This is a genomic window from Sphingomonas sp. Leaf4, assembly GCF_920939515.1.
Taxonomy (GTDB): Bacteria; Pseudomonadota; Alphaproteobacteria; order Sphingomonadales; family Sphingomonadaceae; genus Sphingomonas.
This window is the reverse complement of the sequence record NZ_CAKLBB010000012.1, coordinates 79,135-104,282: the sequence shown is the minus strand read 5'-3', so window position 1 is coordinate 104,282 and position 25,148 is coordinate 79,135. Positions and strand designations below refer to the sequence as shown.

Sequence of the window (25,148 nt, the reverse complement as noted above, 5' to 3'; positions counted from 1 at the left end):
ACGGCGGGGCGGGCCGCATCGCTGCGGCCATGGGTGGCGCGGCCGACGGCACCCCCCTGGCGCGCGGACCCACGACCAACCCCGGTGCGGCCCCCGCCGCGCATGGGTTCGTCGCTCCACACGGAGAACCGGCCCCGGCCTCCACTGGGCCAAAGGCAGAAGCGACCACGCGCCGGCAGGTCTCCTGGCTCGCGGGTCGTCGCGCGGGTCTGACGCCTTCCCGGGAAACCCCAGTGGCTGTCGATCCCTGTTCGGGGACCAACGTGCAGTCGCGCTCACCGCTCACAGTTGCAGGGACAGCCGCGGTCTTGGGGACAGGTCCCCGCACCGCATTCCCGTTTTAAGCTCCCGAAGGAACACCGGCGTGCATCGGCCCCGGATTTTGCCGGAACCGGCGCGGCCTCTACGCGGCCGGCCCGGCCATGGCAAGCAACCGGCCGGGGGCAGTTTGGGGAAACCGGTGTCAGAATCGCGAAGTTGAACACGCGCATTTCACCGGTTTTGGAATTTTCTGTTCGCATTGTGGAAGCGGAGTTCATCCATCGGAATTTACGCCGTGGAATGCCACAAATCGCGGATTTCCAACGATCTCCCGAACGACGGCCGGACGCTCCGCAAAAACCGGTCGACGCGGGCGGCAGGCGGCATTAGGACAGGGTTTATCGAGTTCAACGCACAGCGCCGGCAGCGGGGAACACCCCGATTGATACCGGTTTCCCACGTCAGGAGAGAGCCATGTTCGACCGCACCTATTACGCCACCCATCCCGACATGATGGAATGCGTCTCGAACGAGGAATTGCGCGACCGCTATCTGATCGAAGGCCTGTTCCGTGAGGGCGAATGCGTCCTGAACTACACCCACGCCGACCGTTTCGTGATCGGCGGCGTCGCGGTGGGCGATGCTCCGGTCAAGCTCCCGACCCAGACCGAACCGAAGTCGGCGGAGGGGCATCCGTTTCTCGAACGCCGCGAAATGGCGGTGGTCAACGTCGGCGACGCCGAGGGCACGCTGACCGTCGACGGCGAGAGCTTCACGCTCGGCAACAAGGACTGCGTCTACGTCACCATGGGTGCGACCGACGTCGAATTCGGCGGGCAGGGCGCGCGCTTCTACATCGCATCGTGCCCGGCGCACAGAGGCTTCACCACCCGCAAGCTCGGCATCGCCGATGCCAATGCGCTGGAGCGCGGCAGCCTGGAGGAATCGAACGAGCGGACGATCTTCCAGCTCGTCATCCCCGGCGTGTGTGATTCGGCGCAGCTCGTCATGGGCCTGACCGTGCTCAAGCCCGGCAGCGTGTGGAACACCATGCCCCCGCACATCCACGAGCGCCGCAGCGAAATCTATTTCTACTTCGAACTGCCGACCGAGAACGACAAGGTGTTCCACTACATGGGCGAAGGCGAAGCGATGCGCCACATCGTCATGGGCAACGAGGAAGCCGTCATCAGCCCGCCATGGTCGGTCCACATGGGGTCGGGCACCCGCGCCTATGCCTTCATCTGGGCGATGGCCGGCGAGAACCAGGACTATACCGACATGAAGGTCCTCGACATCTGCCAGCTCGCGTAAAGGGTTGAGAACGATGGTAAACCCCTTCGACCTCACCGGCCGCGTCGCGGCGATCACCGGAGCCAACACCGGCATCGGCCAGGCAATCGCGCTGGCGCTCGCCGCCGCCGGGGCCGATGTCGCGCTGATCGGTCGCACGCCCGCGACCGACACGGCGAACAAGGCGCGTGCGCTCGGGCGCAAGGCGGAAATCGTCTCCGCCGACCTGTCGACCATCGCGCCCGTACAGGGTGTCGTCGAGCAGACGCTCGACACGCTCGGCGGGCTCGACATCCTCGTCAACAACGCCGGCATCATCCGCCGCAACGACAGCCTCGACTTCACCGAAGAGGACTGGGACGCGGTCATCGACACCAACCTCAAATCGGTTTTCTTCCTCAGCCAAGCCGCCGGCCGCCATATGGTGGCGCAGGGGCGGGGCAAGGTCATCAACATCGCCTCGATGCTGACCTTTCAGGGCGGGGTGCGCGTGCCGAGCTACACCGCGTCCAAATCGGGCATCGGCGGCCTCACCAAGCTGCTGGCGAACGAATGGGCGGCCAAGGGCGTCAACGTGAACGCCATCGCGCCCGGCTATATCGCCACCAACAACACCGCCGCGTTGCAGGCGGACGAGACGCGCAACCGCCAGATCCTTGAACGCATCCCGGCGGCGCGCTGGGGCGATGCCGGCGATCTGGGCGGGGCGGCGGTATTCCTTGCCTCGGCTGCCTCCGACTATGTAAACGGCCATGTCCTGGCGGTCGATGGGGGGTGGCTCGCGCGATGATCCTGTGTTTCGGGGAACTGTTGCTGCGGCTGACCGCGCCGGGCCGTGAACTGCTGATGCAGAGCGGCCGCTTCGACGTGAACGTCGGTGGGGCGGAGGCGAATGTCGCGGTCGGTCTGGCCAATCTCGGCCATGCCACCGCCTGCGCCAGCGCAGTTCCCGACAGCCCGCTCGGGCGCGGTGCCGTCTCGGCGATGCGTGCGCAGGGGGTCGATTGTTCGCGGGTGCTGACCCGCGACGGCCGGATGGGGCTGTATTTCCTGAGCGTCGGCGCGGGGCTGCGTGCCTCCGACATCGTCTATGACCGCGCCGGATCGAGCTTCGCGACGACCCCGGCCTCGGCATGGGACTGGGACAAGCTGCTCGACGGCTGCACCCGGTTGCACCTGTCGGGGATCACCCCGGCGCTTGGCCATGAAACCGCCAACGCCGCCATCGCCGCCGCCGAGGCCGCGCGCGCCAAGGGGCTGACCGTCTCGTTCGACGGTAACTACCGCGCCCGGCTGTGGGACGCATGGGACAGTGATCCGCGCGCGGTACTGACCCGGCTGGTGGGCCTCGCCGACCTGTTGTTCGGCAACCACCGTGACGTATCGCTACTGCTCGGCGAGCAATTTTCGGGCGATGGCGAGGATCGCCGGCGCGAGGCGGCGCAGGCCGCCTTTGCCGCCTTCCCGAACCTCAAGCACATTGCCTCGACGGCGCGGCACGTCGACGACGCCGACCACCACCGGCTGTCGGCGCGGATCGACACGCCGACCCATGCCGTCCAGACCGCGGAAGTCGCGATTTCGGGCATCGTCGACCGCATCGGCGGCGGCGACGCCTTTGCCAGCGGCGTGCTCCACGCGCTGATCTCAGGGCAGGACGAGGCGACCGCCGCGAGCTGGGGCCTTGCCGTCGCCGCGCTCAAACACTCGCTACCCGGCGACGCCAGCCTGTTCCGGCAGGCGGACATCGATGCCTTCCTCGAAGGCGGCCTCGACGTCCGGCGCTAAACCGGTTTCCGGGTAAAAGCCCATCCCGAACCGACGCTTGTGCCGGGACAGGCGAACCGGCAAGGAACGGGCGGGGGAAACCCGCGTTTCTGGACCGATGCGAGGTGACGTGAGCGATAGCGAGGGCGCGACCGGACCGGCCGCACGCGAGGACCGGCGCATCGCCCGTGAGATCGCCGGACTGGCGGGGGGCACCGACCCGTTCGTCGCGGCAGTGCGCGCCACGCGCATGCCGATGATTATCACCGACCCGCGCCTGCCCGACAATCCGGTGGTGTTCGCCAACGACGCCTTTTGTCGCCTGACGCAATATACCCGCGACGAGATTATCGGCCGCAACTGCCGCTTCCTGCAAGGCCCCGACACCGATCCGACGAGTGTCGCGCGCATCCGCGACGCCGTCGCGAACCGGACCTCGATCGAGATCGACATCCTGAACTATCGCAAGAACCGCGATCCGTTCTGGAACCGCCTGCTGCTGGCCCCGGTCGACGATGCGAACGGCGACCTTGCCTATTTCTTCGCCAGCCAGGTCGACGTGACGATCGAGCGTGAGCGACTGGAAGGACTGGAGACGAGCAACGCCGCGCTGATGGCCGAACTCGCCGGGCGGTTCCGCGAGCAGGAGGAGCGCGAGCGCGAGATGCACTTCGCGCTGGAGGCGGGGCGGTTCGGCACTTGGGCGCTGGAGCGCGGGACCTGCCAGCTCACCATGTCGGACATCTGCCGGGCGAACTGCGGTTTTCCGACGGACTATCCGCCGTCGCATGCCGAGGTGCTGGCGATCGTCCATGACGACGACCGCGCCGCCCTGCTCGCCGCGATCGAGCGCAGCTTTGCCGGCGAAGCGTTCGAGAATGAGGCGCGTATCCGCACGCCCGACGGCGAGCGTCGCTGGATCGCCAGCCGGGGGCAGCCGACGATCGGTGCCGACGGCGGCGTCACCCGCCTGACCGGCGTGTCGATCGACGTCACCGCCTACAAGCGGCTGGAGACGATGCGCGCGGCGATGGCCGAGCTGAACGACACGTTGCGCCCGCTCGACGATCCGGTCGAGATGACCGTTGCCGCAGCGCGTATCATCGCTGGGGCATTGGCGGTCGACCGCGTGGGATATGGCGTGGTCGACCGCCAAGCGGAGACGATCACGATCGAGCGCGACTGGAACGCGCCCGGCGTCACCACTATCGCCGGGACGCTGCACTTTCGCGATTATGGCAGCTATATCGACGATCTGAAGCGCGGCGAGACGGCGGTGGTCGAGGATGCCCGGCTCGATCCGCGCACCGCCGCCACCGCGGCGCAGCTCGAGTCGATCAACGCGCGCGCGTTCATCAACATGCCGCTGACCGAACAGGGCGGGCTGGTGGCGCTGATCTATGCCAATCATGGCGAGGCGCGGGTGTGGCGCGACGACGAGGTCGCCTTTGTCCGCGAGGTGGCCGAGCGGACCCGCGCCGCCAGCGAACGCCGCCGGGCGGAACGCGATCTGGCGGCGCTGGCCGTCTCGCTCGAACAACAGGTCGCCGATCGTACCCACGCGCTGGTCACGGCGCAGGATGCACTGCGCCAGAGCCAGAAGATGGAGGCGATCGGCCAGTTGACCGGCGGCGTCGCGCATGATTTCAACAATCTGCTGACGATCGTGCGCTCCTCGGTCGATCTGCTGCGCCAGCCGACGCTGACCGAGGCGCGGCGCGAACGCTATCTCTCGGCGATCAGCGACACTGTCGATCGCGCCGCCAGCCTGACCGGGCAGTTGCTCGCCTTCGCCCGCCGATCGGCGCTGCAACCCAGCGTGTTCGACGTGAACGCCGCCATCGCCGCGCTCGGCGACATCGTCCGCACGCTGGCCGGATCGCGGATCGAGGTTGTCGTCTGCCCCAGCGGCGATCCGGCGTTCGTCGATGTCGATCCCAACCAGTTCGATACCGCGATTGTCAACATGGCCGCCAACGCGCGCGACGCGATGCAGGGCGAGGGGCGGCTGACGATCCGGGTGACGTGCGTCGATGCGGTCCCCGGCATGTCCGGACCCGCCGGCGCCCATGTCGCCGTCGCGATCGAGGATAGCGGCGGCGGGATCGACGACGAGGTGCTGGCGCGCATCTTCGAGCCGTTCTTCACCACCAAGGGGCTGGGCAAGGGCACCGGGCTGGGGCTGAGCCAGGTGTTCGGTTTCGCCAAACAGTCGGGCGGCGAAATCCGTGCCGACGGCACGCCGGGCGCGACGGTGTTCACCCTGTATCTGCCGCAGGTCGATGCGCCGGCCCCGACCGGGCAAACGGTGCGCGACGATCCGGGCGACACCAGCGGGCAGGGCTTGCGCGTCCTGGTGGTCGAGGACAATCCGGTCGTCGGCACCACCACCGCGCAGGCGCTGGAAGAACATGGCTTCGTCCCGGTCCATGTCCCCGACGGGCAGGCCGCGCTCGACCGGCTGGCGGCGGAGCCGGGGGCGTTCGACATCATCTTTTCCGACGTGGTGATGCCGCGGGTCGACGGACTGGAACTGGCGCGGCGGGTGCGCGAGCGCTGGCCGGCGCTGCCGGTGCTGTTGACCAGTGGGTATAGCGACGTGATCGCGCGGCAGGGCACCAACGGGTTCGAACTGCTCCAGAAACCCTATACCATCGCGCAGGTCGCCGCCGCGCTGCGCCGCGTCGCCGGACGTTGAGCTTCGCCGCGCCGGGCCGGGGCTTCGTCGCGCTCTATACGCTGGCCTATTGCGGGCTGTTCGTTGCGTTCATGCCGTTCGTCACCATCCTGTTGCAGGTGAAGGTGGCGGCGATCGACCCGGCCGGGCGGGTCGCGCTCCTGGGATGGGTGGTGCTGGGCGGGGCGGTGGTCGCCAGTATCGCCAACGTCGCCGCCGGCTGGATCAGCGACATCGGCTGGCGGCGCAGCGGAACCCGTCGTCCGACGATCGCGATCGGGCTGGTAACGATCGTCATCGCCTTTGCCGCGATCCATGGCGCGACCACGGCGGTGACGCTGCTGGCGGCGGTCGCCTTCTGGCAGGTGGCGCTGAACCTGATGTTCGCGCCGATGGTCGCGGTGCTGGCCGACGAAGTGCCCAACCGCGCCAAGGGGCAGGTGAGCGGGCTGCTTGGCATCTCGCACCCGGTCGGCGTGCTGTCGGCATCGGTGGTGACGTTGCCGCTCTTCGCCGATGCCGCCGCGCGCTACACCGCCAATGTCGTGCTGATGGTGGCGATGATCGTGCCGTTCCTATGGGCCGCGCGCGAACGGGGAATGGGGAGCGACGCCGGGCCGGACACGATGATTTCCACCCCGCCGGTCGGCCGGGCCGATCTGATCCGCGCATGGGTCGCCCGCCTGGCAATGCAGGCGGCGGGCAACGGCCTGACCGCCTATGCCTTCTTCCACTTCGCCGATCGCTGGCAGGGCGGCGGCGATGCGGCGGGGCCGGTCGCGCGGGCGATGGCGGTCGTCACCGGGGTCGCGGTGGTCGCGACGATCCTTGCCGGGCGCTGGTCGGACCGCATGGGGCTGCGGCGGCCGTTCCTGGGGCTCGCGACGTTGCTGGTCGCAGGCGGGCTGATCGGCATGGCACTGTCGCAGGGGTTCGTCGGGGTTAGCGTCGCCTATGGCGTCTGCACCATCGGCCTGTCAGTGTTCCTCGCGCTCCACTCCGCGCTGGCAATGCAGTTGCTGCCGTCGCCCGCCACGCGCGGACGCGATCTGGGCGTGCTGAACCTCACCAACACGCTGCCCGCCTGTGTTCCCCCGCTGCTCGCCGCGATCGTCCCGCCGGGAAGCGGGCTGGGGCCGGTGTTCGTCGCGCTGGCCGGGGTCGCGGCGGTCGGCGGTGTGCTGGCATTGTCGATCCGCAGTCGGAATTGAGCGACGGATAAACTTCCCGCCGCCCGGTGCGTTACTGCGCGATCGACCATGGTGGGGGTGCCCGATGATCCGTCTGTTCCACGTCAGCGACGTCCATTTCGGCGCGGAGGACAGCCAGGCGATCGCGTGGTTCGATGAGGCGGTGCGCCGCGAACAGCCCGACGCGATCATCATGACCGGCGACCTGACGATGCGCGCCCGCGCCGCCGAGTTCGAGGCGGCGGCCGAATGGCTGGAAGGGCTGGGCCGTCCGGTGACGGTCGAGGTCGGCAACCATGACCTGCCGCTCTACAATCTGTTCGCCCGCTTCGTCCGGCCGTACAAACGCTACAAGCGGCTGGAGCGGATGATCGAGCGTCCGCTGGAGATCAAGGGCGTGGCGATCGTGCCGCTCAAGACCACGGCGCGGTTCCAGTTCCGCTGGGACTGGTCGAAGGGCTATGTCGGGCCCAAAGCGCTGGCCCGGACGCTGAAGCTGATCGAGCGGGTGCCCAAGGGCGATCTGGTGTTCATCGCCGCGCATCACCCGTTGGTCGATGTCGGCACGCGATCGAGCGGCGAGACGCGCGGTGGGCCGGCGGCGCTGGCGGCGGTGGCGGCAGCCGGCGCGCATGCCGTGCTGTCGGGCCATGTCCATGACCCGTTCGACGTGCCCTATCGCAGCGGCAAGGGGCTGTTGCGCATGGTCGGGGCGGGAACCCTGTCCTGCCGGACGCGCCAAGACCCGCCCTCGTTCAACGAGATCCGTATCGAGGGCAGAAGCTTCGAGACGATCGCGCGCAAGATGGGCGTGCCCGACGAGCCGGTGACGCAGTGATTGCTCCCCTCCCTGACAAGGGAGGGGCTGGGGGTGGGTCGGTTCGTGGCGGGCGCTACATTCCCTCGCGGGCCCACCCACCCCCGACCCCTCCCTTGTCAGGGAGGGGAGGAAATCAGGAAAGCCGCTCGCCGATCAGCGTGCCCTTGGTGCCGCGGTTGACCAGTTCGAAGCGGAAATTGGGCCAGCGACGCCGCCAGCGCTGCGCCACCACGCGCTCGCCGGGGCGGGCGCCGTCGTCGAGCATCACCACGCCGCCGACCGGCAACCGGTCGAACAGCGTTTCGGCGGCACCGCGCACATAGGGGTGGATGGTCCACGGCGGGCCGTCGATCAGCAGCATGTCGACGCGGTCGGGCAGCGCGCCGATGTCGTACCACACGCCCGGCCAGTCGCCGGGTGATTCGACCAAAGGTGCCGCGCGCAGATCGGCGGCGATGCCGTGTTCGGCCAGCCATTCGCGCGTCGCATCGACGAAGCCGGCATGCTGGTCGAAGCTGATGAGCTGTCCGCCGCCATGCTTGGCGAGCGCCGCGCCGGTCACGAGGCTCGACGCACCGGTGCCGAGTTCGACGACGGTGCGCGGGCGATCGGCGGCGATGCGGTCGACGATCAGCGAGAGATAGCCGGTATCCGCCTTCCAGCTCCCCAGATTGGGCAGCGCATCGGGGGCGAGACCCAGATCGGCGATCAGCTTCGCCTTCACCGACCGCTTGCCGCCCGACAGGCTGCGCAACAGCCACGGCCACTGGATCGCGCCGAAGGCGATGGTGAACAGCTTGTCGGAGAGCGAGCGACGCAGCTCCTCGGGCCACAGGTCGCCATCGGCAAGGGGGAGCAGCGAGGTTTTGGCACGCGAGGTCATGGCAGCTCTTTGTTTCGGTACCGCCAGCGTGCGGACGCGACTGTCGCTATACGGTTACGGATCAAACGAAAAGGGCGGCCCGATACCGGACCGCCCCAATTCGTTCGCGACTGGCCGCAAAGGAGGAACTTTTCGTGCTCCCCTGCGTGCGAAAGTCTTCGCCCGAAAGCGGTACCGGCCCGCTCCCCCTCCCGGCCACCCAATCAGGATACGCTGTGGGTGGCCGGGAGGGGGAGCGGGCCGGTACCGCGAAACGCGCCCAATTCGGGCGCGTTTCCAAACAGACGCTTAGCGCTTCGAGAACTGGAAGCTGCGGCGGGCCTTCGCCTTGCCGTACTTCTTGCGCTCGACCGCGCGGCTGTCGCGGGTCAGGAACCCGGCGGCCTTGACCGGCGCACGCAGGACCGGCTCGTAGCGGGTCAGCGCCTGGCTGATGCCGTGCTTGACCGCGCCGGCTTGACCCGACAGGCCGCCGCCCTTGACGGTGCAGATCACGTCATACTGACCATTGCGGTCGGCGACGCCGAACGGCTGGTTGATGACGAGACGCAGCGTCGGGCGCGCGAAATAGACTTCCTGATCGCGACCGTTGATCGTGATCTTGCCCGAACCCGGCTTGATCCACACGCGGGCGACGGCGTCCTTGCGGCGGCCGGTCGCATAGGCGCGGCCATAGGCGTCGATTTCCTGCGGGCGCAGCGGCATCGTCGGGCGCGGCGGCTCGACCGGGGCGGTGGGGGCATCACCCTCGAGCGCGGCGGTCTGCGGCGCCGAACCCTGCGGTGCGTCTGCCGGGGCCGGCTGACCGGTCAGACCGGCGAGGTCGGAAAGGGACTGGCGGTTGTCGGACATTATGCGCCCACCTTGTTCTTGCGGTTCATGCCCGCGATGTCGAGAACCTGCGGGTTCTGCGCTTCGTGCGGATGCTCGGTGCCCTTGAAGATGCGCAGGTTGCGCATCTGGTCACGACCCAGCGGGCCGCGCGGGATCATCCGCTCGACGGCCTTTTCCAGAACGCGCTCGGGGAAACGACCCTCGAGGACCTTCTCGGCGGTGACGGCCTTGATGCCGCCGGCATAGCCGGTGTGCTTGTAATAGGTCTTCGTCTTCGCCTTGTTCGAGGTGAAGCGAATCTTGTCGGCATTGATGACGACGACGTTGTCACCGCAATCGACATGCGGGGTGAACGACGTCTTGTGCTTGCCGCGCAGGACGTTGGCGATGATCGACGCAGCGCGACCGACCACCAGGCCTTCGGCATCGACGATATGCCATTTCTTCTCCACCTCGTGCGGCTTGGCCGACTTGGTGGTCTTCATGAGCGCCTTCATGGGCGTTGGACCTTTCGGATATATCACGCAGCCGCACCGTGATGGCGCGCTGCGAACGTCGGCCAATTGCCCGCGCGGACGCGATAAGTCAAGCAAACCGCGCCTTTGCTGACGGGTATTGGGATACCCTATGCCCTGCGGCGGCCGATCGCGTGCAGGTTCCAGGTGACGACGACGACCAGCAGCGCGCCCACTAACTGGTGCAGCGCCGCGACTTCGATGCGAACGCCGGTCACGACGGTCGCGATGCCGAGCAGGATCTGCGTGCCGAACGCGATGTGGAGCGCGCGGGCGACCTTCGGGTGGCCAGCGCGTTTGGCGGCGCGGGCCAGCAGGACGAGGCACACGACCGCAACCCACGCCCACCAGCGATGGACGAAGTGGACGACATACGGATCGTTGACCAGCGCGTCGAGTGGCGCGCGCAGCGACCATTCCTCCGCCGGAAAGAAGCGCCCGTTCATCAGCGGCCATTGATCGGTGACGAGGCCGGCGTTCAGCCCGGCGACCCATGCGCCATAGAGCAACTGCACGAACAGCGCCGCGCCGGCGAGCACGCCGACCGTCCGCAACCGCGCAGGACGCGCGGTCGGTTCCTGCACCAGTTCGCGCAGGTCGAGCGCGGTCCACACCGTGCCGGCAAGGATGAACAACGCGGTCAGCAGATGCGCGGCGAGCCGCAGGTGCGACACGTCGGTCCGCTCGACCAGCCCCGAGGCGACCATCCACCAGCCGATCGCCCCCTGCAATCCGCCCAGCGCCAGCAGCGCCAGCAACCGGCCCTTGTACCCCGCAGGAATCGCCCGGCGGACCCAGAACCACAGGAGCGGCAGGGCGAAGGCCATGCCGATCACCCGGCCCAGCAGCCGGTGGACATATTCCCAGAAGAAGATGCCCTTGAACTGCGCGAGCGTCATGCCCTGGTTCAGCAACTGATATTCGGGGATGCGGCGATAGGCGGCGAATTCGGCGTCCCATGCGGCGGCGGTGAGCGGGGGCAGGGTGCCGCTGACCGGTTTCCACTCGGTGATCGAAAGCCCCGATTCGGTCAGCCGGGTGATGCCGCCGACGACGACCATCAGGACGATGAGCGCGGCGACGCTCCACAGCCAGCGGACGAGCGCGGCGGGGCGGGCGGAGGGGGCGAGAATGGCCATGGCGTCGCTGTACGCCGGTGCAGGGCGTGGCGGAAGGGCTGGCACTGGACCAAGGCGGGCGAAAGCCGCAAGGTGCGGCGATGCGGATACCCCTGTCTTGACGATCGAAGCGCTGGTCGCGCGCTATGGCCTGATCGCGCTGTTCTTCGGCGCGGGGATCGAGGGGGAGACGGTGGTCGTGCTCGGCGGGATCATGGTCCATCGCGGCGCGCTGCCCTATGCCGGGGCGATCGCGGTGGCGGCGATCGGGTCGTTCGTCGCCGACCAGTTGTTCTTCGCCGCCGGCCGGCGCTTCCGCGATCATCCGCGCGTACGGCGGCTGGCGGCGCGGCCGGCGTTCGCCAAGGCATTGGCCGCGTTCGAGCGGCGGCCGACGCTGTTCGTCTTCGCCTTCCGCTTTCTCTACGGCCTGCGCACCGTCAGCCCGGTCGCGATCGGGACGACGCAACTGCCGACAGGGCGGTTCATGGTGCTGAATGGCGCGGCGGCGGCGGTGTGGGCGACGATCTTCGTGTCGATCGGCTACTGGTTCGGCCATGGCCTGAGCGAACTCGTCGTCCCCTGGCTGCCGTCGTGGCAGGTGCTGGCGGCGGGCGGCGGCGCGATCGTATTGCTGGGCGGGGTCGGCTGGCTGGTTCGTCGGTCGCGTCGGGGTGATCGACAACCGTCCTCCCCTCCTTGACAAGGGAGGGACCGGGGGTGGGGCGGCCGGTTCTGGCGCGCTTACCCTCCCTCGCAGGCCAACCCACCCCCAAACCCCTCCCTTTTCAGGGAGGGGGAGGCGCCCAGCCTTCAGGCGTCGCCTTTGCGGCCCAGCTTCTCGACGCGCGCTGCCACTTCGTCGCGGACGGTGCGGGACACGAAGCGGTCGATCGCCCCGCCGTACATCGCGATTTCCTTCACCAGCCGCGACGCGATCGGTTGCAGCGAGACGTCGGCCATCAGGAAGACCGTTTCGATCCGGTCGTTCAACTGCTGGTTCATGCCCGCCATCTGATATTCATACTCGAAATCGGCGACGGCGCGCAGGCCCCGCACGATCACGCTCGCCCCCTGCCGTTCGGCGAAGGTCATCAACAGCGCGTCGAACGCCACGACCGCGATGTCGCCGCCGACATCCGCTACCTCGCGCTCGACCATCGTCAGGCGTTCGGGCAGGGTGAACATCGGCGATTTGGAAGGATTGGTCGTCACGCCGATCACCAGTCGGTCGACAAGCTTCGCCCCGCGCCGGATGATGTCCATATGCCCGCGGGTGATCGGATCGAAGGTGCCGGGATAGACGCCGATCCTCACCGGTCGCGCTCCAGCACGTAGCGGGCGATGGCGCGCAGCAGATCGGCCTCATGGCCATAGTCGCGCAGATGTTCGATCGATTGTTCGACCAGCCGCCGCGCCTGTTCGCGCGCGCGGGGCAGGCCGAGCAGCGAGAGGAAGGTTTCCTTGCCCGCCTCGCCATCCTTGCGCAGCGCCTTGCCGACCGAATGTTCGTCCCCTTCGACGTCGAGGATATCGTCGGCGATCTGGAAGGCGAGGCCGATGTCGCGGGCATAGCCGCGCAGGCCGGTACGCTGGTCGGCGGGCAGGCGGCCGAGGATCGCACCTGCCTCGACGGAACAGGCGATCAGCGCGCCGGTCTTCATCGCCTGCAACCGGGTAACGGTGTTCAGGTCGAAATTGGTGTCCTCCGCCTTCAGGTCCATCGCCTGACCGCCCGCCATCCCCGACGGGCCGGAGGCGCAGGCGAGGTCGGCGATCAGCTCGACGCGGACGCGCGGATCGGGATGGGTCGCTTCCTCCGCCAGAATCTCGAACGCCAGCGCATGGAGGCAGTCGCCGGCGAGGATCGCGGTCGCCTCGTCGAATGCCTTATGGACCGTCGGCTTGCCGCGCCGCATGTCGTCGTCGTCCATCGCCGGCAGGTCGTCGTGGACGAGGCTGTAGACATGGATGCACTCGATCGCGAGCGCGGCGCGGGCGGCACGCGCCCGTTCGACGCCGAACAGCCGGGCGGTGGCGAACACAAGCAGCGGGCGCAGCCGCTTGCCGCCGCCGATCGCGGCGTGGCGCATCGCGCGGTACAGATCGGCGCGCGGGTCCTGCGGCACGGGGAGCAGCGCGTCGAACTGGCGGTCCATCTCCGCCGACACTTCGCGGAGCGCGGCGGCGAGCGACACCGGTGGGGCGATCGTCGCCATTATTGCGCGTCGAACGGCTGGGTGGTGGCGCGTCCTTCGGCATCGACGCGGATCGCCTCGATCCGGGCCTGCGCCGCATCGAGCCGCGCGGCGCATTGCGCGCGCAGCAGGTCGCCGCGCGCGTAAAGATCGATCGCGGTCTGGAGGTCTTCCTGACCCGTCTCCAGCCGGCTGACGATCCCTTCGAGTTCGCGCAGCGCATCTTCAAAGGACAGGGCGGAGACTTCGGCTTCTTCGGACATGCGCGATGCTATGGGCTAAGCGGCGGGGCGATTGCAACCGGGGAGGTTGGGCAAATCCGCAGCCGGCGCCGACCGACCCTTATGACCCGGTCGGACCACCGCCGCGCCGCTTCCGCTCGGCGGCGGCCTGATGCAGTTGATCGACGATCGCGCGGTTCGTCGCCGCGCCCGCGAGATCCTGCGCCAGCGTGCCATATCCCTCGCGGCGCAGCGCCTGACGGATATGGTTCACCGAGATGAAATCGCCCGACGCGGCGAGTTCGAGCGCGCGCGTCAGCGCCGGGGTGTCGCGGGTCATGGCTGTCGCTCGCGGTCGCGGTTCAGCCGTTTCGGACCCAGGGGGTGCGGACGACCTTGCCGGTCAACAGCTTCTTGCCGAATGCCTTGCGCATCGTGTCCGCGCCCTCGCCGTTCAGCATCACGACATGGGTTCCACCGGTATGCAGCGTTTCGATCGCGCTGATCGCGGCACCATGTTTGCCGCACAGCGCAACCACATCGGCCTGCGCGATGCTGACGTTCATCGCCCGCGACGCCGATGTTCCGGCGGCGGAACCATATCGCCAATTGTCCTGCATGTATTTCCTGACGCATCGTTCGAGGTTGGCGGACCATTCCGGGCCACGCGAAAGGAAAAGACCGGCCGGTGCCGGCAGTAGCACCGCCCTTTAGCAAGGGCGGGATGTAGATCGTATATAGGTACGCCGCCGTTACAAACCAGACGGACGCGAAATTATTGGATGCGTCAGCGGAGGTGGCCGATGATCCGTAATCCTTCCGGTGTTCGCACAATCGGCAATTGCCTGCCCAGTGCCGCCAGCGCGGTATCGACGGCGTCAATATCCTGGGACTGACGCACAGCAGCGACGCCGTCGACACGCGGGAAAATCGCAACAGCCGGGACCTCGATCCATTCGATCGCGATCAGCGGAAACGGACCGAACTCGAAGCTGTCGACGAAGCCATGCGGCGCGTGAAGCCACGGCAGGCCCATCGATCGAATATCGTCGCTATCGGTAAATTTGATCTGGATTTGTTGTAACGCGGGACGAGCCTCATCAAGCACCGTCAAAACTGCGCGCCATTTGCTGTTCGACATCAACGATGCCGCATAATCGCGCCGCGCCAGCAGGCGATCTCGCCGCAGATCGTCGGACAGGTCCGGTGCCATAGGCGGTCGTGCGATATAGGCAGATCGATTGCAATCGAGGATGGAACGTCAACGGTTTATACGGGGCAGTCGCAAATCAAAGATGGGCAGCGATCGCATCCCACGCTGCCTGCTTCGCCGCCACCCCCACGGTATGCAGCGGGCTGCTCGACGGCAGTTGCAGTGTCGCGATGTCACCCACCAGCGCGCGGCCGTGCTTCCACGCGGTTCCGCCGTTGAACGCGACCAGTCGCAGGTCGGGCAGCGTCGCCACCAGCGCCGCGACGTCGTTCGCCGCCGCGTCGCGGATCGCCGCATCGCTGCTGCCGGGGCGGGTGGCGCTGGCGACCACGTCCCAAAGGCCGATGCCCGCGTGAAGCAGCGCCACCAGCCGTGCGTCATAGGGCAAGGTGGTCAGGTCGACGCCGACTACCGGTGACAGCAGTCGCCAGAACTGGTTCTGCGGGTGGGCATAATAGCGTGCCGCCGCGAGTGACGCATCGCCGGGCAGGCTGCCGAGAATCAGCACGCGCGTGGTCGGTGCGACCACCGGCGGGAACGATGCCTTGCGGCTCACACCGCCTGTCCCGCCACCCAGCCGCTCGACCATGCCCATTGGAAATTATAGCCCCCTAACCAGCCGGTCACGTCGACCGCTTCGCCGATCGCGTACAGGCCGGGCAGATGCTTCGCCGCCATCGTCTTCTGGTTCAGCGCGTCGGTGGCGATGCCGCCGACCGTGACTTCGGCCTTGGCGAACCCTTCGGTGCCGTTGGGGAGGAACTGCCACGCCGACAGGCGGCGCTCGATCTCGCTGAGCGTCGCATCGCGCAGGTTGGCCATTTCGGACGGCGCATCGATCCGCGCCGCCAGCGCTTCGGCCAGCCGGTCGGGAAGCGCCGCGCCCAGCACCGAGCGCAGCCCGGCGCGGGGCCGCGCGCGCTTGGCGGCGAGGAGCCAGCCCGGCGACTGATCGGGCACGAAGTCGATCGTCACCGGCTGGCGATGCCGCCAGTAGGACGAGGCTTGCAGGATCGCAGGGCCGGACAGGCCGCGATGGGTAAACAGCGCCGCCTCGCGAAAGCCGGGACCGTCGCCACGCGCCACGACCGTTGCCGCTACCCCGGACAGTTCGCGGAACAGCGCTTCCTCGCCGGGCAGGGTCAGCGGCACCAGTGCCGGGCGCGGCTCGACGATCTTCAGGCCGAAGCGGCGGCCGAGGTCATAGGCGAAGCTGGTCGCGCCGAGCTTGGGGATCGATGGCCCGCCGGTGGCGATCACCAGCGACGGCGCGGTGGCGTGGCGATCGCCGAATACTACGGTGAACTGCCCGTCGGCATGGGTCACGTCGCGGATCGCGCTGCCCAGCGCGATCTCGGCACCCGCCGCTTCGTGCAGCAGCATCGCCACGATCTGTCGCGCCGATCCGTCGCAGAACAACTGGCCGAGCGTCTTTTCATGCCACGCGATGCCATGCGCGTCGACCAGCGCGATGAAATCCTGCGCGGTGTAGCGGCCGAGCGCCGATCGGGCGAAGCGCGGATTGGCCGAGACATAGCGGTCCCAGCTCGTATCGACATTGGTGAAGTTGCAGCGCCCGCCGCCCGAAATGACGATCTTGCGCCCGGGTTCGGGGGCATGGTCGATCACCAGCACGCGCCGTCCGCGCCGTGCCGCGATACCGGCGCAGAACAGCCCCGCGCCGCCTGCGCCGAGGATGATGACATCATGGGTTTGCGCCATCGCGCGCCCATCGCACGATCCGCGCCGAAAAGCGAACGCCGCCGGCAGGGGGGGCCGGCGGCGTCGCAGAATGTTCTACACGGAGGCAGCCTTTAGGCCGGATCGATACTCGGCATTCTCTTGCGTCACCCCGGACCTGTTCCGGGGTCCACCGCTCGGCAATCGGCATAGCTTGAGCTTCGATCGATAGCATTCGCGGCCAAGTGGACCCCGGAACAAGTCCGGGGCGACGACGCGCGACTGAATGCCGATCGGCCTCAGAAGTTCATGCGCGCGACGATCGAATAGCGACGGTCGTTGACGTACCACTGGCGCGGCACGCGGCGGATCGCCTGGTTCTGGTCGACCACCGCCGCTTCGGTGACGGTCATCGAGTTGGTGAGGTTCACCCCCTGGACACCGATGCGGAACTGCGGCGTCACCTGGACGAAGGCCGATGCGTCCATCTGGCCATAGGCGCGCTGGAAGATCGGATCGAACGGGGTGATGACGTCGCGCAGCGTCAGCAGATAATCCGAGCGCCAGTTGTACGACGCACGCAGCGACAGCGGGCCCACGTCGATGAACGGCGTGACGTTGAACTGGTGCTTCGAGAGCCCCTGTAGCGGGAAATTGTTGCCGGTGATCGTCGGCTGCTGCCCCGCCGCGACGGCGGGGTCGGTCGCCGAGAGCGTCGCCTGCGGCACGCCCGAGCTGCTGATGAACGTATAGTTCGCCTGAAGCCCCAGACCCTTCAGGAAGCCCGGCAGGAAGTCATAGGTCTGCTGATAGCCGACCTCGACCCCGCGAATATGACCGACGTCGTCCGAATTGACCGGGGTGGTCACGATCGCCTCGAACGTCTGGCCGTTGTTCGTGAACGACGTGCGCTGGGTATCGTTGGTCAGCACGTTGGTCAGCCGCTTGTAGAAGCCCGACACGGTGATCGATCCGACGCGCGAGAAATACCATTCGCCGGTCAGGTCGAAGCTGTCGGCCTCGGTCGGGAGCAGATACGGGTTGCCGGCGTTGAACTGGCCGAGCACCTGCACCTGATTGGCCGGGATCGACCCGTCGGCGTTGACGACGATCGGGATCTGTTGCCCCGCGCCGTTGACCCGCGCCTGGGTGGTGAGCGCCACGACATAATAGTTGCGCACCAGACCCGGCGAGGGCGGGGCGACCCCCTTGGTATAGGCGCCGCGGAACTGGATGCCGTTACCCACTTCCAGCTTCACGTTCAGGCTGGGCAGCCAATAGTCATAGGTGATGTCGACGTTGTTGGCGACGGTCGCGCCGTTCAGGAAGCTGCGATAGCTCGTCTGTTGCGCGCCGGTGAGCGCGCAGAACGGCGACAGCGATGCCCCGGCCACGCCGGTCACGACCTGCTGGACCTGCGTCGCGCACTGGGCGGTCGTCGGCAGCGAGGTCACGGTCGGGAACGACTGGAACCCCTGGCTGATGCGCTGGGTGTTGGTGTAGCGGACGCCGACGTTGCCGTTCAGCTTCCACCCGTTGCCGAATTCGGTGTCGAAGCGCGCCATGACATAGCCGGCCCGGTTGCGTTCGGTCTGCGGGTTGATTTCGCCGGGCAGATAGGTCGATCCCGGGATCACGTCGCAGCGTTCGGACAGCGGGTTCCAGCCGCCGTTGACGGTGCGGCCGTTGCCGTTGGCGCAGGTGATCCGTGCCTGCCATTCCTGGTTGATGCGCGACGCATAGGCGCGATACTCGGCCACATTGGCGGCGGTCATGCCCGAATAGAACAGCCGGCCCGGCCCGAACGGGCTGGCGGTGCGGCCCTGCAGGAAATTGTCGAACAACACGGGCTGATAGCCCTGCGGCGGGGTGCCGCCGTTGGTCGTCGGGCTGCCGTCGACATTGTCGCTCAGCCATACCGGACCGCCGTTGCCCCATTGTTCGGACAACACGCCCCAGTTGTAGGCCGAGAAGCGCGCCTCGGTTTCGCGCTGCGCGAAGCGGCCGCCGGCGCGGATCGCGCGCAGGAACCCGGTTTCGGGGAAGCTGTATTCAAGGTCGAGGCGGACCGCATCCGAATTGCCGGTCGATTCCTCGCGGTGGTCCATCGCCGAGCGATAGAAGCTGTTGTACGGATCGAGATAGCTCTGCCGGCCGGGACCGAAATAGCCCGAATAGGTGCTGGCGGCGCCCGGCGTACCGGTGCAGATGCCGTTGCAGTTCTGCGGCGACAGGAACTGCACGTCGGGGATCTTGCTCCCGTTCATGCGGATCTGCGCGTCCTGATAGGTCGAGGTCCACAGGCCGTTGTCATCGATCTTGCTCGATGAATCGACGTGCTGATAATCGAGGTTCAGGCCCAGCCGGCTGGTGACGTCCCACTTGAAGTTGAACGAATAGTCGCTGGTGACGATCTTCGAGACCTGCTGGCGCGAGATGTTGTTCGACTGGAGGCCATATTCGGGGGTGCGGCGGTCGCCCGCCGTGTTCTGGTCGGCGCGCCAGCCGGTCGGGCCGGTGATGATGCCGTTTTCAAACAGGCCGCTGTCGTCGAAGTTCAGCGTGGTGCCGGTGCGTGCGCGCGAATCGCCGTTGGCGGTGACGTTGTCGGTCGCGATCTCGACGGTGCGCTCATCCCATGTCTGGCGCGCGTCGGAGCGCAGGAACTGCGCGGTAGCCTCCATCGATCCGTCGTTCGAGCGCCACTGGGCGGCCGCCGAATAGCCATAGCGTTCGCGGTTGAAGTCCTGGCTGCCGGCGACGGCGCCGCGCGGGAACAGGCCGCTGCCCTGCCGCGTCGCGCCGGTGAAGGGCACCACATCGGTGCGCGTGCCGTTGCTGTAGAGCGGACGCACGCGGAACGACGAGATGCCGAGACGGTCGGCGCGGGTGTAGAGCTGCGAATAGCTGATCGAGCCGAGCAGGCCGAATTCGCCGATCCCGGTTTCCCAGCGGTTGCTGACCAGCGCCGAGAGCGACGGTGCGCCCTTCTTGGCGAACTCGCCATAGTTCATCTCGGCATTGGCCGAGAGGAGCAGACCCTTCTGGTCGAACGGCTTGCGCGTGCGCAGGTTGACCACGCCGGCGATGCCGCCTTCGATGCGGTCGGCCGAGGGCGACTTGAACACGTCGACGCCGCCCAGCAGTTCCGAGGGCACGTCGGAGAAGCTGAGGCCGCCCGAATTGCCCGCCGAAAAGGCGTCGCGGCCGTTGAATTCGGAGCGGACATAGGTGAGACCGCGCACGACCACGCCCGATCCCTCGACCGAGAAGTGATCGGGATCGACGCCGGCGGCGAAACGGTTGATCGACACGCCGGGAATACGCTGGAGCGTTTCGGTGACCGAGCGGTCGGGCAGCGCGCCGATGTCCTCGGCGGTGACCGAATCGACGATCACGTCCGAATTGCGCTTGATCCCCTGCGCGCTCGACAGCGACTGGCGAAAGCCGGTGACGACGATGTCGGGACCGGCCGCCGGGTCGGTTTCTTCCTGAACATTGTCGGTGTTGCTGGGGCCGGGCTTGGTGCCGGGCGTGTTGATGGATTGTTCGACGTCTCCGGCGGCGGTCTGCGCCAGCGCGGGAAGCGCGGTGCCGGCAAGGCACAAGGCGGCGAGCGATGCGCCCGCCTTCAACGAAATGGCAATCGACCGGCCGAACGCGGCCGACGTGGAATTGCGGTAGAGCATCCCCCGAAACCTCCCCTGTTGTTAGCGCTATCATGTCGACGCGCCATCTGGTTGACCGGGATGTACTGTCGATTGCCCCATGAAATCAATGGCGGAATTCGGGGGCTTTGCGACTCAAGCGACTGCCATAGACCAAAGTATGATAGGCCGTGCTTCCGATGAACGGGCAAGATAGGGCCGAAAATGTTGCGAGCGCTAACATCGCACGGTGGAGAGGATATGCAGGTCCCGCTCATTCGGCGGATCGTGATCGTCGGCGGTGGCACCGCCGGCTGGATGACCGCTGCCGCGCTGTCGGCGAAACTGGGAAGCGGTGTCGCGATCACCCTGATCGAATCCGAGGCGATCGGAACGGTCGGGGTGGGCGAGGCGACCGTGCCGCACATCCGCCATTTCAACGCGGCACTCGGCATCGACGAAGCCGATTTTCTCAGCCGCACCAACGCGACCTTCAAACTCGGCATCGAGTTTCGCGACTGGGGCCGGATCGGCGACAGCTATATCCATCCCTTCGGCGCCTATGGCGCGCCGATCGACGGGGTCGATTTCCACCAGCATTGGGTGCGGTTGCACAAGGCGGGGCAGGCGGCCCCGTTCGAGGCGTTCTCGCTGCCGATCCGGGCGGCGCGTGCCGATCGTTTCGCCCATCCCGACCCCGATCCGCATTCGCTGCTATCGACCTATTCCTATGCCTATCAGTTCGATGCCGGGCTGTACGGCCGCTATCTGCGCGCGTTCGCCGAGGCGCGCGGCGTGATGCGTCAGGAAGGGCGGGTGGTCGATGTCGCGTTGCGGAACGACGGTTTCGTCGAATCGGTCCGGCTGGATGACGGCCGGACGGTCGGCGGCGACCTGTTCGTCGACTGTTCGGGATTTCGCGGGCTGCTGATCGAACAGGCGCTGCACGCCGGCTATGACGAATGGACCCGGTGGCTGCCGTGCGACCGGGCGATCGCCATGCCCTGCGCCACGACCGGGCCGATTTCCCCCTATACCCGCGCCACCGCGCTGTCGGCAGGCTGGGCATGGCGCATTCCACTCCAGCACCGCGTCGGCAACGGCCATGTCTATTCGAGCGGGTTCATCGATGATGATGCCGCGCTGGCGGCGTTGCTGGCGGGGCTGGACGGACCGCCGATCGCCGAGCCCAACCGGTTGCGCTTCACCACCGGGCGCAGGCGGCGGCAATGGATCGGCAATACCGTCGCGATCGGGCTGTCCGCCGGCTTCCTCGAACCGCTCGAATCGACCTCGATCCATCTGATCCAGTTGGCGATCGGCCGGCTGCTCGACCTGTTGCCGCAAGGGGACTGGGACCCGCGCGACGCCGCCGAGTTCGACCGGCTGATGGCGCGCGAATATGACCGGGTGCGCGACTTCCTGATCCTGCATTACCACGCGACCGAGCGCGACGATTCGCCCTTCTGGAATCATTGCAGGACGATGGACGTGCCCGACAGTCTGGCGACGCAACTGGCACTTTTCCGGGAACGTGGCGTCGTTGCCCCCTATGCCGACGGCATGTTTCTCGAACCGAGCTGGCTGGCGGTCTATCTCGGGCAGCGGGTGGTGCCGCATCGCGTCGATCCGCGCGTGCTGACGACCGGGGAGGGGGAGGCCGCCGCGCTGCTGGCCGCGATGGCGTCGCGCTATGGCGCAGCGGCCGACGGGTTGCCGGGTCATGCGGCGGCACTGGGGCTGGCGGCATGAGCGGTCCGCGATCGATCGTGATCGTCGGCAACGGTCTGGGCGCGGCGCTCGCGGCGGCGATGCTCGCGCTGCGGACGAAGGACAGCGCGCGCATCATGGTCTTGCCCGGCGGGGACGACGCCCATGGGCTGGGACCGGTCGGCGCGACGATCGCGACGCGGCCGGCGTTCCGCGCGGTGTTGGCCGAACTGGGGCTGGCGGAGGACGCGGTGCTGGCCGCGACCGGCGGCGCCTTCTCGCTGGGGCAGGCGTTCAGCGGGTGGCGCGGTGCCGCCCATGGCTGGATGTTGCCGCACGGTGATATTGGCGCGCCGATCGGATCGGTGGCGTTCCATCATCTACTGCACCGCTGGCGCAGCGAGGGGCACCGCGCCACCCCGGCCGACTTCGCCATCGCCGCCGTTGCCGCCCAGTCCGATCGCTTCGCCCGGCCCGGCGACGACCCCGCGTCGCCGCTGTCGGCGCTCGACCATGGGCTGACGTTCGACAGCGACCGGCTGGCGACGCTGTTCCGGCGACAGGCGATGGCGCTGGGCGTGCGGTTCGATACCGTCCCGGTCGCCCAGGTCGAACGACAGGAGCGGACCCGCCTGCGGCTGAACGACGGACGGATCGTGACCGGCGACCTGTTCGTCGACCTGACCGGCGCGCAGGCGTTGCTTGCCGCCGGCCATGGCTGGCACGACTGGCGGCGCTGGTTCCCCTGCGACCGGGCGCTGGTCGGCGTCGCGCGCGATCCGCAACCGCCGATGCCCTTCACCCATGGCGGGGCCACCGCCACCGGCTGGCGATCGAGCGTCGCGATCGATGGCGCGCGGGGCGACGTGCTGTTCGTGGCGAGCGGATTTGGTCCACGCGATGCCGCCGCGCGCGACCTTGCGCTGCCGGTGCTCGACGAGATGCCGGTGCGCGCCGGGCGGTGCGAGCGTTTCTGGGACGGCAACGTCGTCGCGATGGGTGCGGCGGCGGCGGGGATCGATCCGCTTCACCCGGTCGCGCTCGACCTGCTGGCGGCCGGTGTCGAACGGCTGCTGGCGCTGTTTCCCGAACGGGCGCACGAACCGCTGCTCGCCGCCGAATATGACCGCCGGATGGGAGCGATGGTCGAGCGGACCCGCGATTTCGCGCTGCTGCACTATGCGCTGGCCGATCGCCCCGAACCGATGTGGCGGGCGGTAGCCGATGCGCCGTTGCCCGATGGCGCGGCATGGAAGCTCGACCAGTATCGCAGTCGCGGACGGATCAGCCGGCTCGACGACGAAATGTTCGCCGATGGCGAATGGGCGATGTTGTTCGACGCGAACGGCGTGGTCGCCGAGCGGCGCGACGCGCTGACCGATCATCTGCCGCCCGAACGGCTGGAGCGACATTTCGCGCGACTGCGCGAGGCGATCGTGCATAGCGTCCGTGCCATGCCGACGCATGGCACGGCGCTGCGCGCGATCCATGACCGGAGACAGGCTTCGTGAACGACCAGGCGATCCGCCGCATCGTCATCGTCGGCGGCGGCACCGCCGGCTGGATGGCGGCTTCCACCTTCGCGCGGCTGCTGGGGCCGAACTATTGCGAGATCCACCTCGTCGAATCCGACGCGATCGGCACGGTCGGGGTGGGGGAGGCGACCATCCCGCAGATGGCGACGTTCAACCGGATGCTGGGCATCGACGAGAACGAGTTCCTGCGCGAGACGAAAGGCACCTTCAAGCTCGGCATCGAATTCGTCGACTGGACGCGGATCGGCCACCGCTATTTCCATCCGTTCGGCAGCTACGGCGTCAACATGAACGGCATCTCGTTCCACGCCTATTGGCTGCGGCTCCATGCATTGGGTGAGGCGCCGGCGATCGAGCCATGGTCGTTGCAGGCGGTGGCGAGTGCCGACGCCAAGTTCATGCGCGCGATCGATGCGGGCAATTCGCCGCTCAGCGACATTCCCTATGCCTTCCATTTCGATGCCGGCCTCTATGCGCGCTACCTGCGTCGCTATGCCGAGGCGCGCGGCGTGGTGCGCCACGAAGGGAAGATCGAGCGGGTCGAGCTGCGCCCCGAGAACGGCTTCATCGACGCGGTCGTGCTGGACGACGATCGCCGGATCGAGGGCGACCTGTTCATCGACTGCTCGGGGTTTCGCGGGCTGTTGATCGACCAGACGCTGGGGGCGGGGTTCGTCGACTGGTCGCACTGGCTGCCGTGCGACCGGGCGGTCGCGGTGCCGTGCGCGGGGGGCGAGAGGCTCGATCCGTTCACCCGGTCGACCGCGCGGGCAGCGGGGTGGCAATGGCGCATTCCGCTGCAACACCGCATCGGCAACGGCCATGTGTTCAGCAGCACGCATATGAGCGACGACGAGGCGACGGCGATCCTGCTCGCCAACCTCGACGGCGAACCGCTGGCCGATCCGCGCTTCGTGCCGTTCCGCACCGGCCACCGCGATCGGGTGTGGATCAAAAACTGCGTCGCGATCGGGCTGTCGTCGGGGTTCCTCGAACCGCTCGAATCGACCAGCATCTGGCTGATCCAGTCGGGGCTGTCGCGGCTGATGGCGATGTTCCCCGACCGCCGCTGCGATCCGGCCGAGGTGGCGCGCTACAACCGCATCCTCGCCACCGAATATGCCGAGATCCGCGACTTCCTGATCCTGCATTATCACGCGACCGAGCGCGACGATTCGGCGTTCTGGAACCACTGCCGGACGATGGATATTCCCGAGCGGCTGGCCGAAAAGATGCGCGTGTTCCAGAGCCGCGGCCGCACGTTCCGCGAGAATGAGGAACTGTTCAACGACACAAGCTGGTTCGCGGTAATGCAGGGCCAAGGGCTGCGGACGAACGGCCATGACCCGATCGCCGACACGCTGACGCTCGACGAGACGCGCGAACGGCTGCGCCATATCCGCGAGGCGATCGCGGCATCGGCGGCGTATATGCCGACGCACCGGGAGTTCATTCGCGCGAACTGCCAAGCGGGATAGCTGCTCCCCTCCCTGACAAGGGAGGGGCTGGGGGTGGGTCGGCCTGCGAGGGAATGGATCGCCCGCCACCAACCGACCCACCCCCGACCCCTCCCTTGTCAGGGAGGG

The 25,148-nt window shown here is 67.7% G+C and carries 23 protein-coding genes and 1 riboswitch; of the genes, 10 read left to right on the top strand and 13 right to left on the bottom strand.

What is annotated here, in order from left to right:
- Positions 1-157: 157 nt before the first annotated feature.
- Positions 158-379, bottom strand: a riboswitch (cobalamin riboswitch).
- Between the two features lie 356 nt (positions 380-735).
- The 6 genes from kduI to LRA89_RS17050 all read left to right on the top strand — a co-directional run bounded on the left by kduI (position 736) and on the right by LRA89_RS17050 (position 8,026).
- Entirely contained in the window at positions 736-1,575 is an 840-nt protein-coding gene (gene kduI / locus LRA89_RS17080; protein WP_230772157.1) for a 5-dehydro-4-deoxy-D-glucuronate isomerase, read from the top strand.
- 13 nt (positions 1,576-1,588) lie between these two features.
- The gene (kduD, locus tag LRA89_RS17075) at positions 1,589-2,344 is read left to right on the top strand and encodes a 2-dehydro-3-deoxy-D-gluconate 5-dehydrogenase KduD (protein ID WP_230772155.1); all 756 of its coding nucleotides are present in this window, start codon (positions 1,589-1,591) and stop codon (positions 2,342-2,344) included.
- Entirely contained in the window at positions 2,341-3,342 is a 1,002-nt protein-coding gene (locus tag LRA89_RS17070; protein ID WP_230772153.1) for a sugar kinase, read from the top strand. The genes kduD and LRA89_RS17070 overlap by 4 nt, the downstream gene beginning before the upstream one ends.
- 109 nt (positions 3,343-3,451) lie before the next feature.
- On the top strand, positions 3,452-6,019 hold the full coding sequence (locus LRA89_RS17060; RefSeq protein ID WP_329958523.1) for a PAS domain-containing protein: 2,568 nt from the start codon (positions 3,452-3,454) through the stop codon (positions 6,017-6,019).
- Positions 6,016-7,209, top strand: coding sequence for a hypothetical protein (locus tag LRA89_RS17055; RefSeq protein ID WP_230772151.1), 1,194 nt, complete (start codon positions 6,016-6,018; stop codon positions 7,207-7,209). The genes LRA89_RS17060 and LRA89_RS17055 overlap by 4 nt, the downstream gene beginning before the upstream one ends.
- 64 nt (positions 7,210-7,273) lie before the next feature.
- Positions 7,274-8,026 carry a metallophosphoesterase family protein gene (locus LRA89_RS17050; RefSeq protein ID WP_230772150.1) on the top strand — a complete coding sequence of 251 codons (753 nt, stop codon included), beginning with the start codon at positions 7,274-7,276 and terminating at the stop codon, positions 8,024-8,026.
- Between the two features lie 115 nt (positions 8,027-8,141).
- Here the strand turns inward: LRA89_RS17050 and LRA89_RS17045 are convergent, their stop codons facing one another.
- From LRA89_RS17045 to LRA89_RS17030, 4 genes are all read right to left on the bottom strand, one after another.
- Positions 8,142-8,891, bottom strand: a complete 750-nt coding sequence (locus LRA89_RS17045; protein ID WP_055756742.1) for a class I SAM-dependent methyltransferase — start codon at positions 8,889-8,891, stop codon at positions 8,142-8,144.
- Between the two features lie 288 nt (positions 8,892-9,179).
- The gene (gene rpsI / locus LRA89_RS17040; protein ID WP_082466948.1) at positions 9,180-9,743 is read right to left on the bottom strand and encodes a 30S ribosomal protein S9; all 564 of its coding nucleotides are present in this window, start codon (positions 9,741-9,743) and stop codon (positions 9,180-9,182) included.
- Entirely contained in the window at positions 9,743-10,222 is a 480-nt protein-coding gene (gene rplM / locus LRA89_RS17035) for a 50S ribosomal protein L13 (RefSeq protein WP_082448378.1), read from the bottom strand. The genes rpsI and rplM overlap by 1 nt, the downstream gene beginning before the upstream one ends.
- A gap of 128 nt (positions 10,223-10,350) precedes the next feature.
- A complete protein-coding gene (locus LRA89_RS17030; protein ID WP_230772148.1) occupies positions 10,351-11,379 on the bottom strand; it encodes a COX15/CtaA family protein in 1,029 nt (342 codons plus the stop codon).
- Between the two features lie 97 nt (positions 11,380-11,476).
- Between LRA89_RS17030 and LRA89_RS17025 the strand changes: the two genes are divergently transcribed.
- Positions 11,477-12,061: a DedA family protein gene (locus tag LRA89_RS17025; RefSeq protein WP_230772147.1), complete on the top strand. Its 585-nt coding sequence runs from the start codon at positions 11,477-11,479 to the stop codon at positions 12,059-12,061.
- Between the two features lie 110 nt (positions 12,062-12,171).
- On the opposite strand, the gene coaD is transcribed toward LRA89_RS17025, so the two are convergent.
- The 9 genes from coaD to LRA89_RS16980 all read right to left on the bottom strand — a co-directional run bounded on the left by coaD (position 12,172) and on the right by LRA89_RS16980 (position 20,359).
- On the bottom strand, positions 12,172-12,675 hold the full coding sequence (gene coaD / locus LRA89_RS17020; protein ID WP_230772146.1) for a pantetheine-phosphate adenylyltransferase: 504 nt from the start codon (positions 12,673-12,675) through the stop codon (positions 12,172-12,174).
- Positions 12,672-13,577: a polyprenyl synthetase family protein gene (locus LRA89_RS17015; RefSeq protein WP_056492542.1), complete on the bottom strand. Its 906-nt coding sequence runs from the start codon at positions 13,575-13,577 to the stop codon at positions 12,672-12,674. Before LRA89_RS17015 ends, coaD begins: the two co-directional genes overlap by 4 nt.
- Positions 13,577-13,819 (bottom strand): exodeoxyribonuclease VII small subunit, encoded by a 243-nt coding sequence (locus tag LRA89_RS17010; protein ID WP_055756734.1) that lies wholly within the window; start codon positions 13,817-13,819, stop codon positions 13,577-13,579. The genes LRA89_RS17015 and LRA89_RS17010 overlap by 1 nt, the downstream gene beginning before the upstream one ends.
- Positions 13,820-13,898: 79 nt before the next feature.
- On the bottom strand, positions 13,899-14,117 hold the full coding sequence (locus LRA89_RS17005; protein WP_230772145.1) for a hypothetical protein: 219 nt from the start codon (positions 14,115-14,117) through the stop codon (positions 13,899-13,901).
- A gap of 22 nt (positions 14,118-14,139) precedes the next feature.
- Positions 14,140-14,343 (bottom strand): hypothetical protein, encoded by a 204-nt coding sequence (locus LRA89_RS17000; protein WP_230772144.1) that lies wholly within the window; start codon positions 14,341-14,343, stop codon positions 14,140-14,142.
- Between the two features lie 221 nt (positions 14,344-14,564).
- Complete coding sequence (locus tag LRA89_RS16995) at positions 14,565-14,990, bottom strand: hypothetical protein (RefSeq protein ID WP_230772143.1); 426 nt, start codon at positions 14,988-14,990, stop codon at positions 14,565-14,567.
- Positions 14,991-15,066: 76 nt separating this feature from the next.
- Positions 15,067-15,546 carry a DNA-deoxyinosine glycosylase gene (locus tag LRA89_RS16990; protein ID WP_230772141.1) on the bottom strand — a complete coding sequence of 160 codons (480 nt, stop codon included), beginning with the start codon at positions 15,544-15,546 and terminating at the stop codon, positions 15,067-15,069.
- Positions 15,543-16,712 (bottom strand): NAD(P)/FAD-dependent oxidoreductase, encoded by a 1,170-nt coding sequence (locus LRA89_RS16985; RefSeq protein WP_230772139.1) that lies wholly within the window; start codon positions 16,710-16,712, stop codon positions 15,543-15,545. The genes LRA89_RS16990 and LRA89_RS16985 overlap by 4 nt, the downstream gene beginning before the upstream one ends.
- Before the next feature lie 257 nt (positions 16,713-16,969).
- Positions 16,970-20,359: a TonB-dependent receptor gene (locus LRA89_RS16980; protein WP_230772137.1), complete on the bottom strand. Its 3,390-nt coding sequence runs from the start codon at positions 20,357-20,359 to the stop codon at positions 16,970-16,972.
- Positions 20,360-20,578: 219 nt separating this feature from the next.
- Between LRA89_RS16980 and LRA89_RS16975 the strand changes: the two genes are divergently transcribed.
- From LRA89_RS16975 to LRA89_RS16965, 3 genes are read left to right on the top strand one after another with little or no spacing between them, the layout of a single operon-like run.
- A complete protein-coding gene (locus tag LRA89_RS16975; RefSeq protein WP_230772136.1) occupies positions 20,579-22,069 on the top strand; it encodes a tryptophan halogenase family protein in 1,491 nt (496 codons plus the stop codon).
- Positions 22,066-23,538, top strand: a complete 1,473-nt coding sequence (locus tag LRA89_RS16970) for a tryptophan 7-halogenase (protein ID WP_230772135.1) — start codon at positions 22,066-22,068, stop codon at positions 23,536-23,538. The genes LRA89_RS16975 and LRA89_RS16970 overlap by 4 nt, the downstream gene beginning before the upstream one ends.
- Complete coding sequence (locus LRA89_RS16965) at positions 23,535-25,040, top strand: tryptophan halogenase family protein (RefSeq protein ID WP_268934937.1); 1,506 nt, start codon at positions 23,535-23,537, stop codon at positions 25,038-25,040. The genes LRA89_RS16970 and LRA89_RS16965 overlap by 4 nt, the downstream gene beginning before the upstream one ends.
- The last annotated feature ends 108 nt before the right edge of the window (positions 25,041-25,148 follow it).

Excerpts from the sequence above, each read along its gene's own strand:
- kduI (WP_230772157.1), top strand. The coding sequence starts at position 736 with ATGTTCGACCGCACCTATTACGCCACCCATCCCGACATGATGGAATGC.
- kduD (WP_230772155.1), top strand. The coding sequence starts at position 1,589 with ATGGTAAACCCCTTCGACCTCACCGGCCGCGTCGCGGCGATCACCGGA.
- LRA89_RS17070 (WP_230772153.1), top strand. The coding sequence starts at position 2,341 with ATGATCCTGTGTTTCGGGGAACTGTTGCTGCGGCTGACCGCGCCGGGC.
- LRA89_RS17050 (WP_230772150.1), top strand. The coding sequence starts at position 7,274 with ATGATCCGTCTGTTCCACGTCAGCGACGTCCATTTCGGCGCGGAGGAC.
- LRA89_RS17045 (WP_055756742.1), bottom strand. The coding sequence starts at position 8,891 with ATGACCTCGCGTGCCAAAACCTCGCTGCTCCCCCTTGCCGATGGCGAC.
- rpsI (WP_082466948.1), bottom strand. The coding sequence starts at position 9,743 with ATGTCCGACAACCGCCAGTCCCTTTCCGACCTCGCCGGTCTGACCGGT.
- rplM (WP_082448378.1), bottom strand. The coding sequence starts at position 10,222 with ATGAAGGCGCTCATGAAGACCACCAAGTCGGCCAAGCCGCACGAGGTG.
- LRA89_RS17030 (WP_230772148.1), bottom strand. The coding sequence starts at position 11,379 with ATGGCCATTCTCGCCCCCTCCGCCCGCCCCGCCGCGCTCGTCCGCTGG.
- LRA89_RS17015 (WP_056492542.1), bottom strand. The coding sequence starts at position 13,577 with ATGGCGACGATCGCCCCACCGGTGTCGCTCGCCGCCGCGCTCCGCGAA.
- LRA89_RS17010 (WP_055756734.1), bottom strand. The coding sequence starts at position 13,819 with ATGTCCGAAGAAGCCGAAGTCTCCGCCCTGTCCTTTGAAGATGCGCTG.
- LRA89_RS17005 (WP_230772145.1), bottom strand. The coding sequence starts at position 14,117 with ATGACCCGCGACACCCCGGCGCTGACGCGCGCGCTCGAACTCGCCGCG.
- LRA89_RS17000 (WP_230772144.1), bottom strand. The coding sequence starts at position 14,343 with ATGAACGTCAGCATCGCGCAGGCCGATGTGGTTGCGCTGTGCGGCAAA.
- LRA89_RS16995 (WP_230772143.1), bottom strand. The coding sequence starts at position 14,990 with ATGGCACCGGACCTGTCCGACGATCTGCGGCGAGATCGCCTGCTGGCG.
- LRA89_RS16985 (WP_230772139.1), bottom strand. The coding sequence starts at position 16,712 with ATGGCGCAAACCCATGATGTCATCATCCTCGGCGCAGGCGGCGCGGGG.
- LRA89_RS16980 (WP_230772137.1), bottom strand. The coding sequence starts at position 20,359 with ATGCTCTACCGCAATTCCACGTCGGCCGCGTTCGGCCGGTCGATTGCC.
- LRA89_RS16975 (WP_230772136.1), top strand. The coding sequence starts at position 20,579 with ATGCAGGTCCCGCTCATTCGGCGGATCGTGATCGTCGGCGGTGGCACC.
- LRA89_RS16970 (WP_230772135.1), top strand. The coding sequence starts at position 22,066 with ATGAGCGGTCCGCGATCGATCGTGATCGTCGGCAACGGTCTGGGCGCG.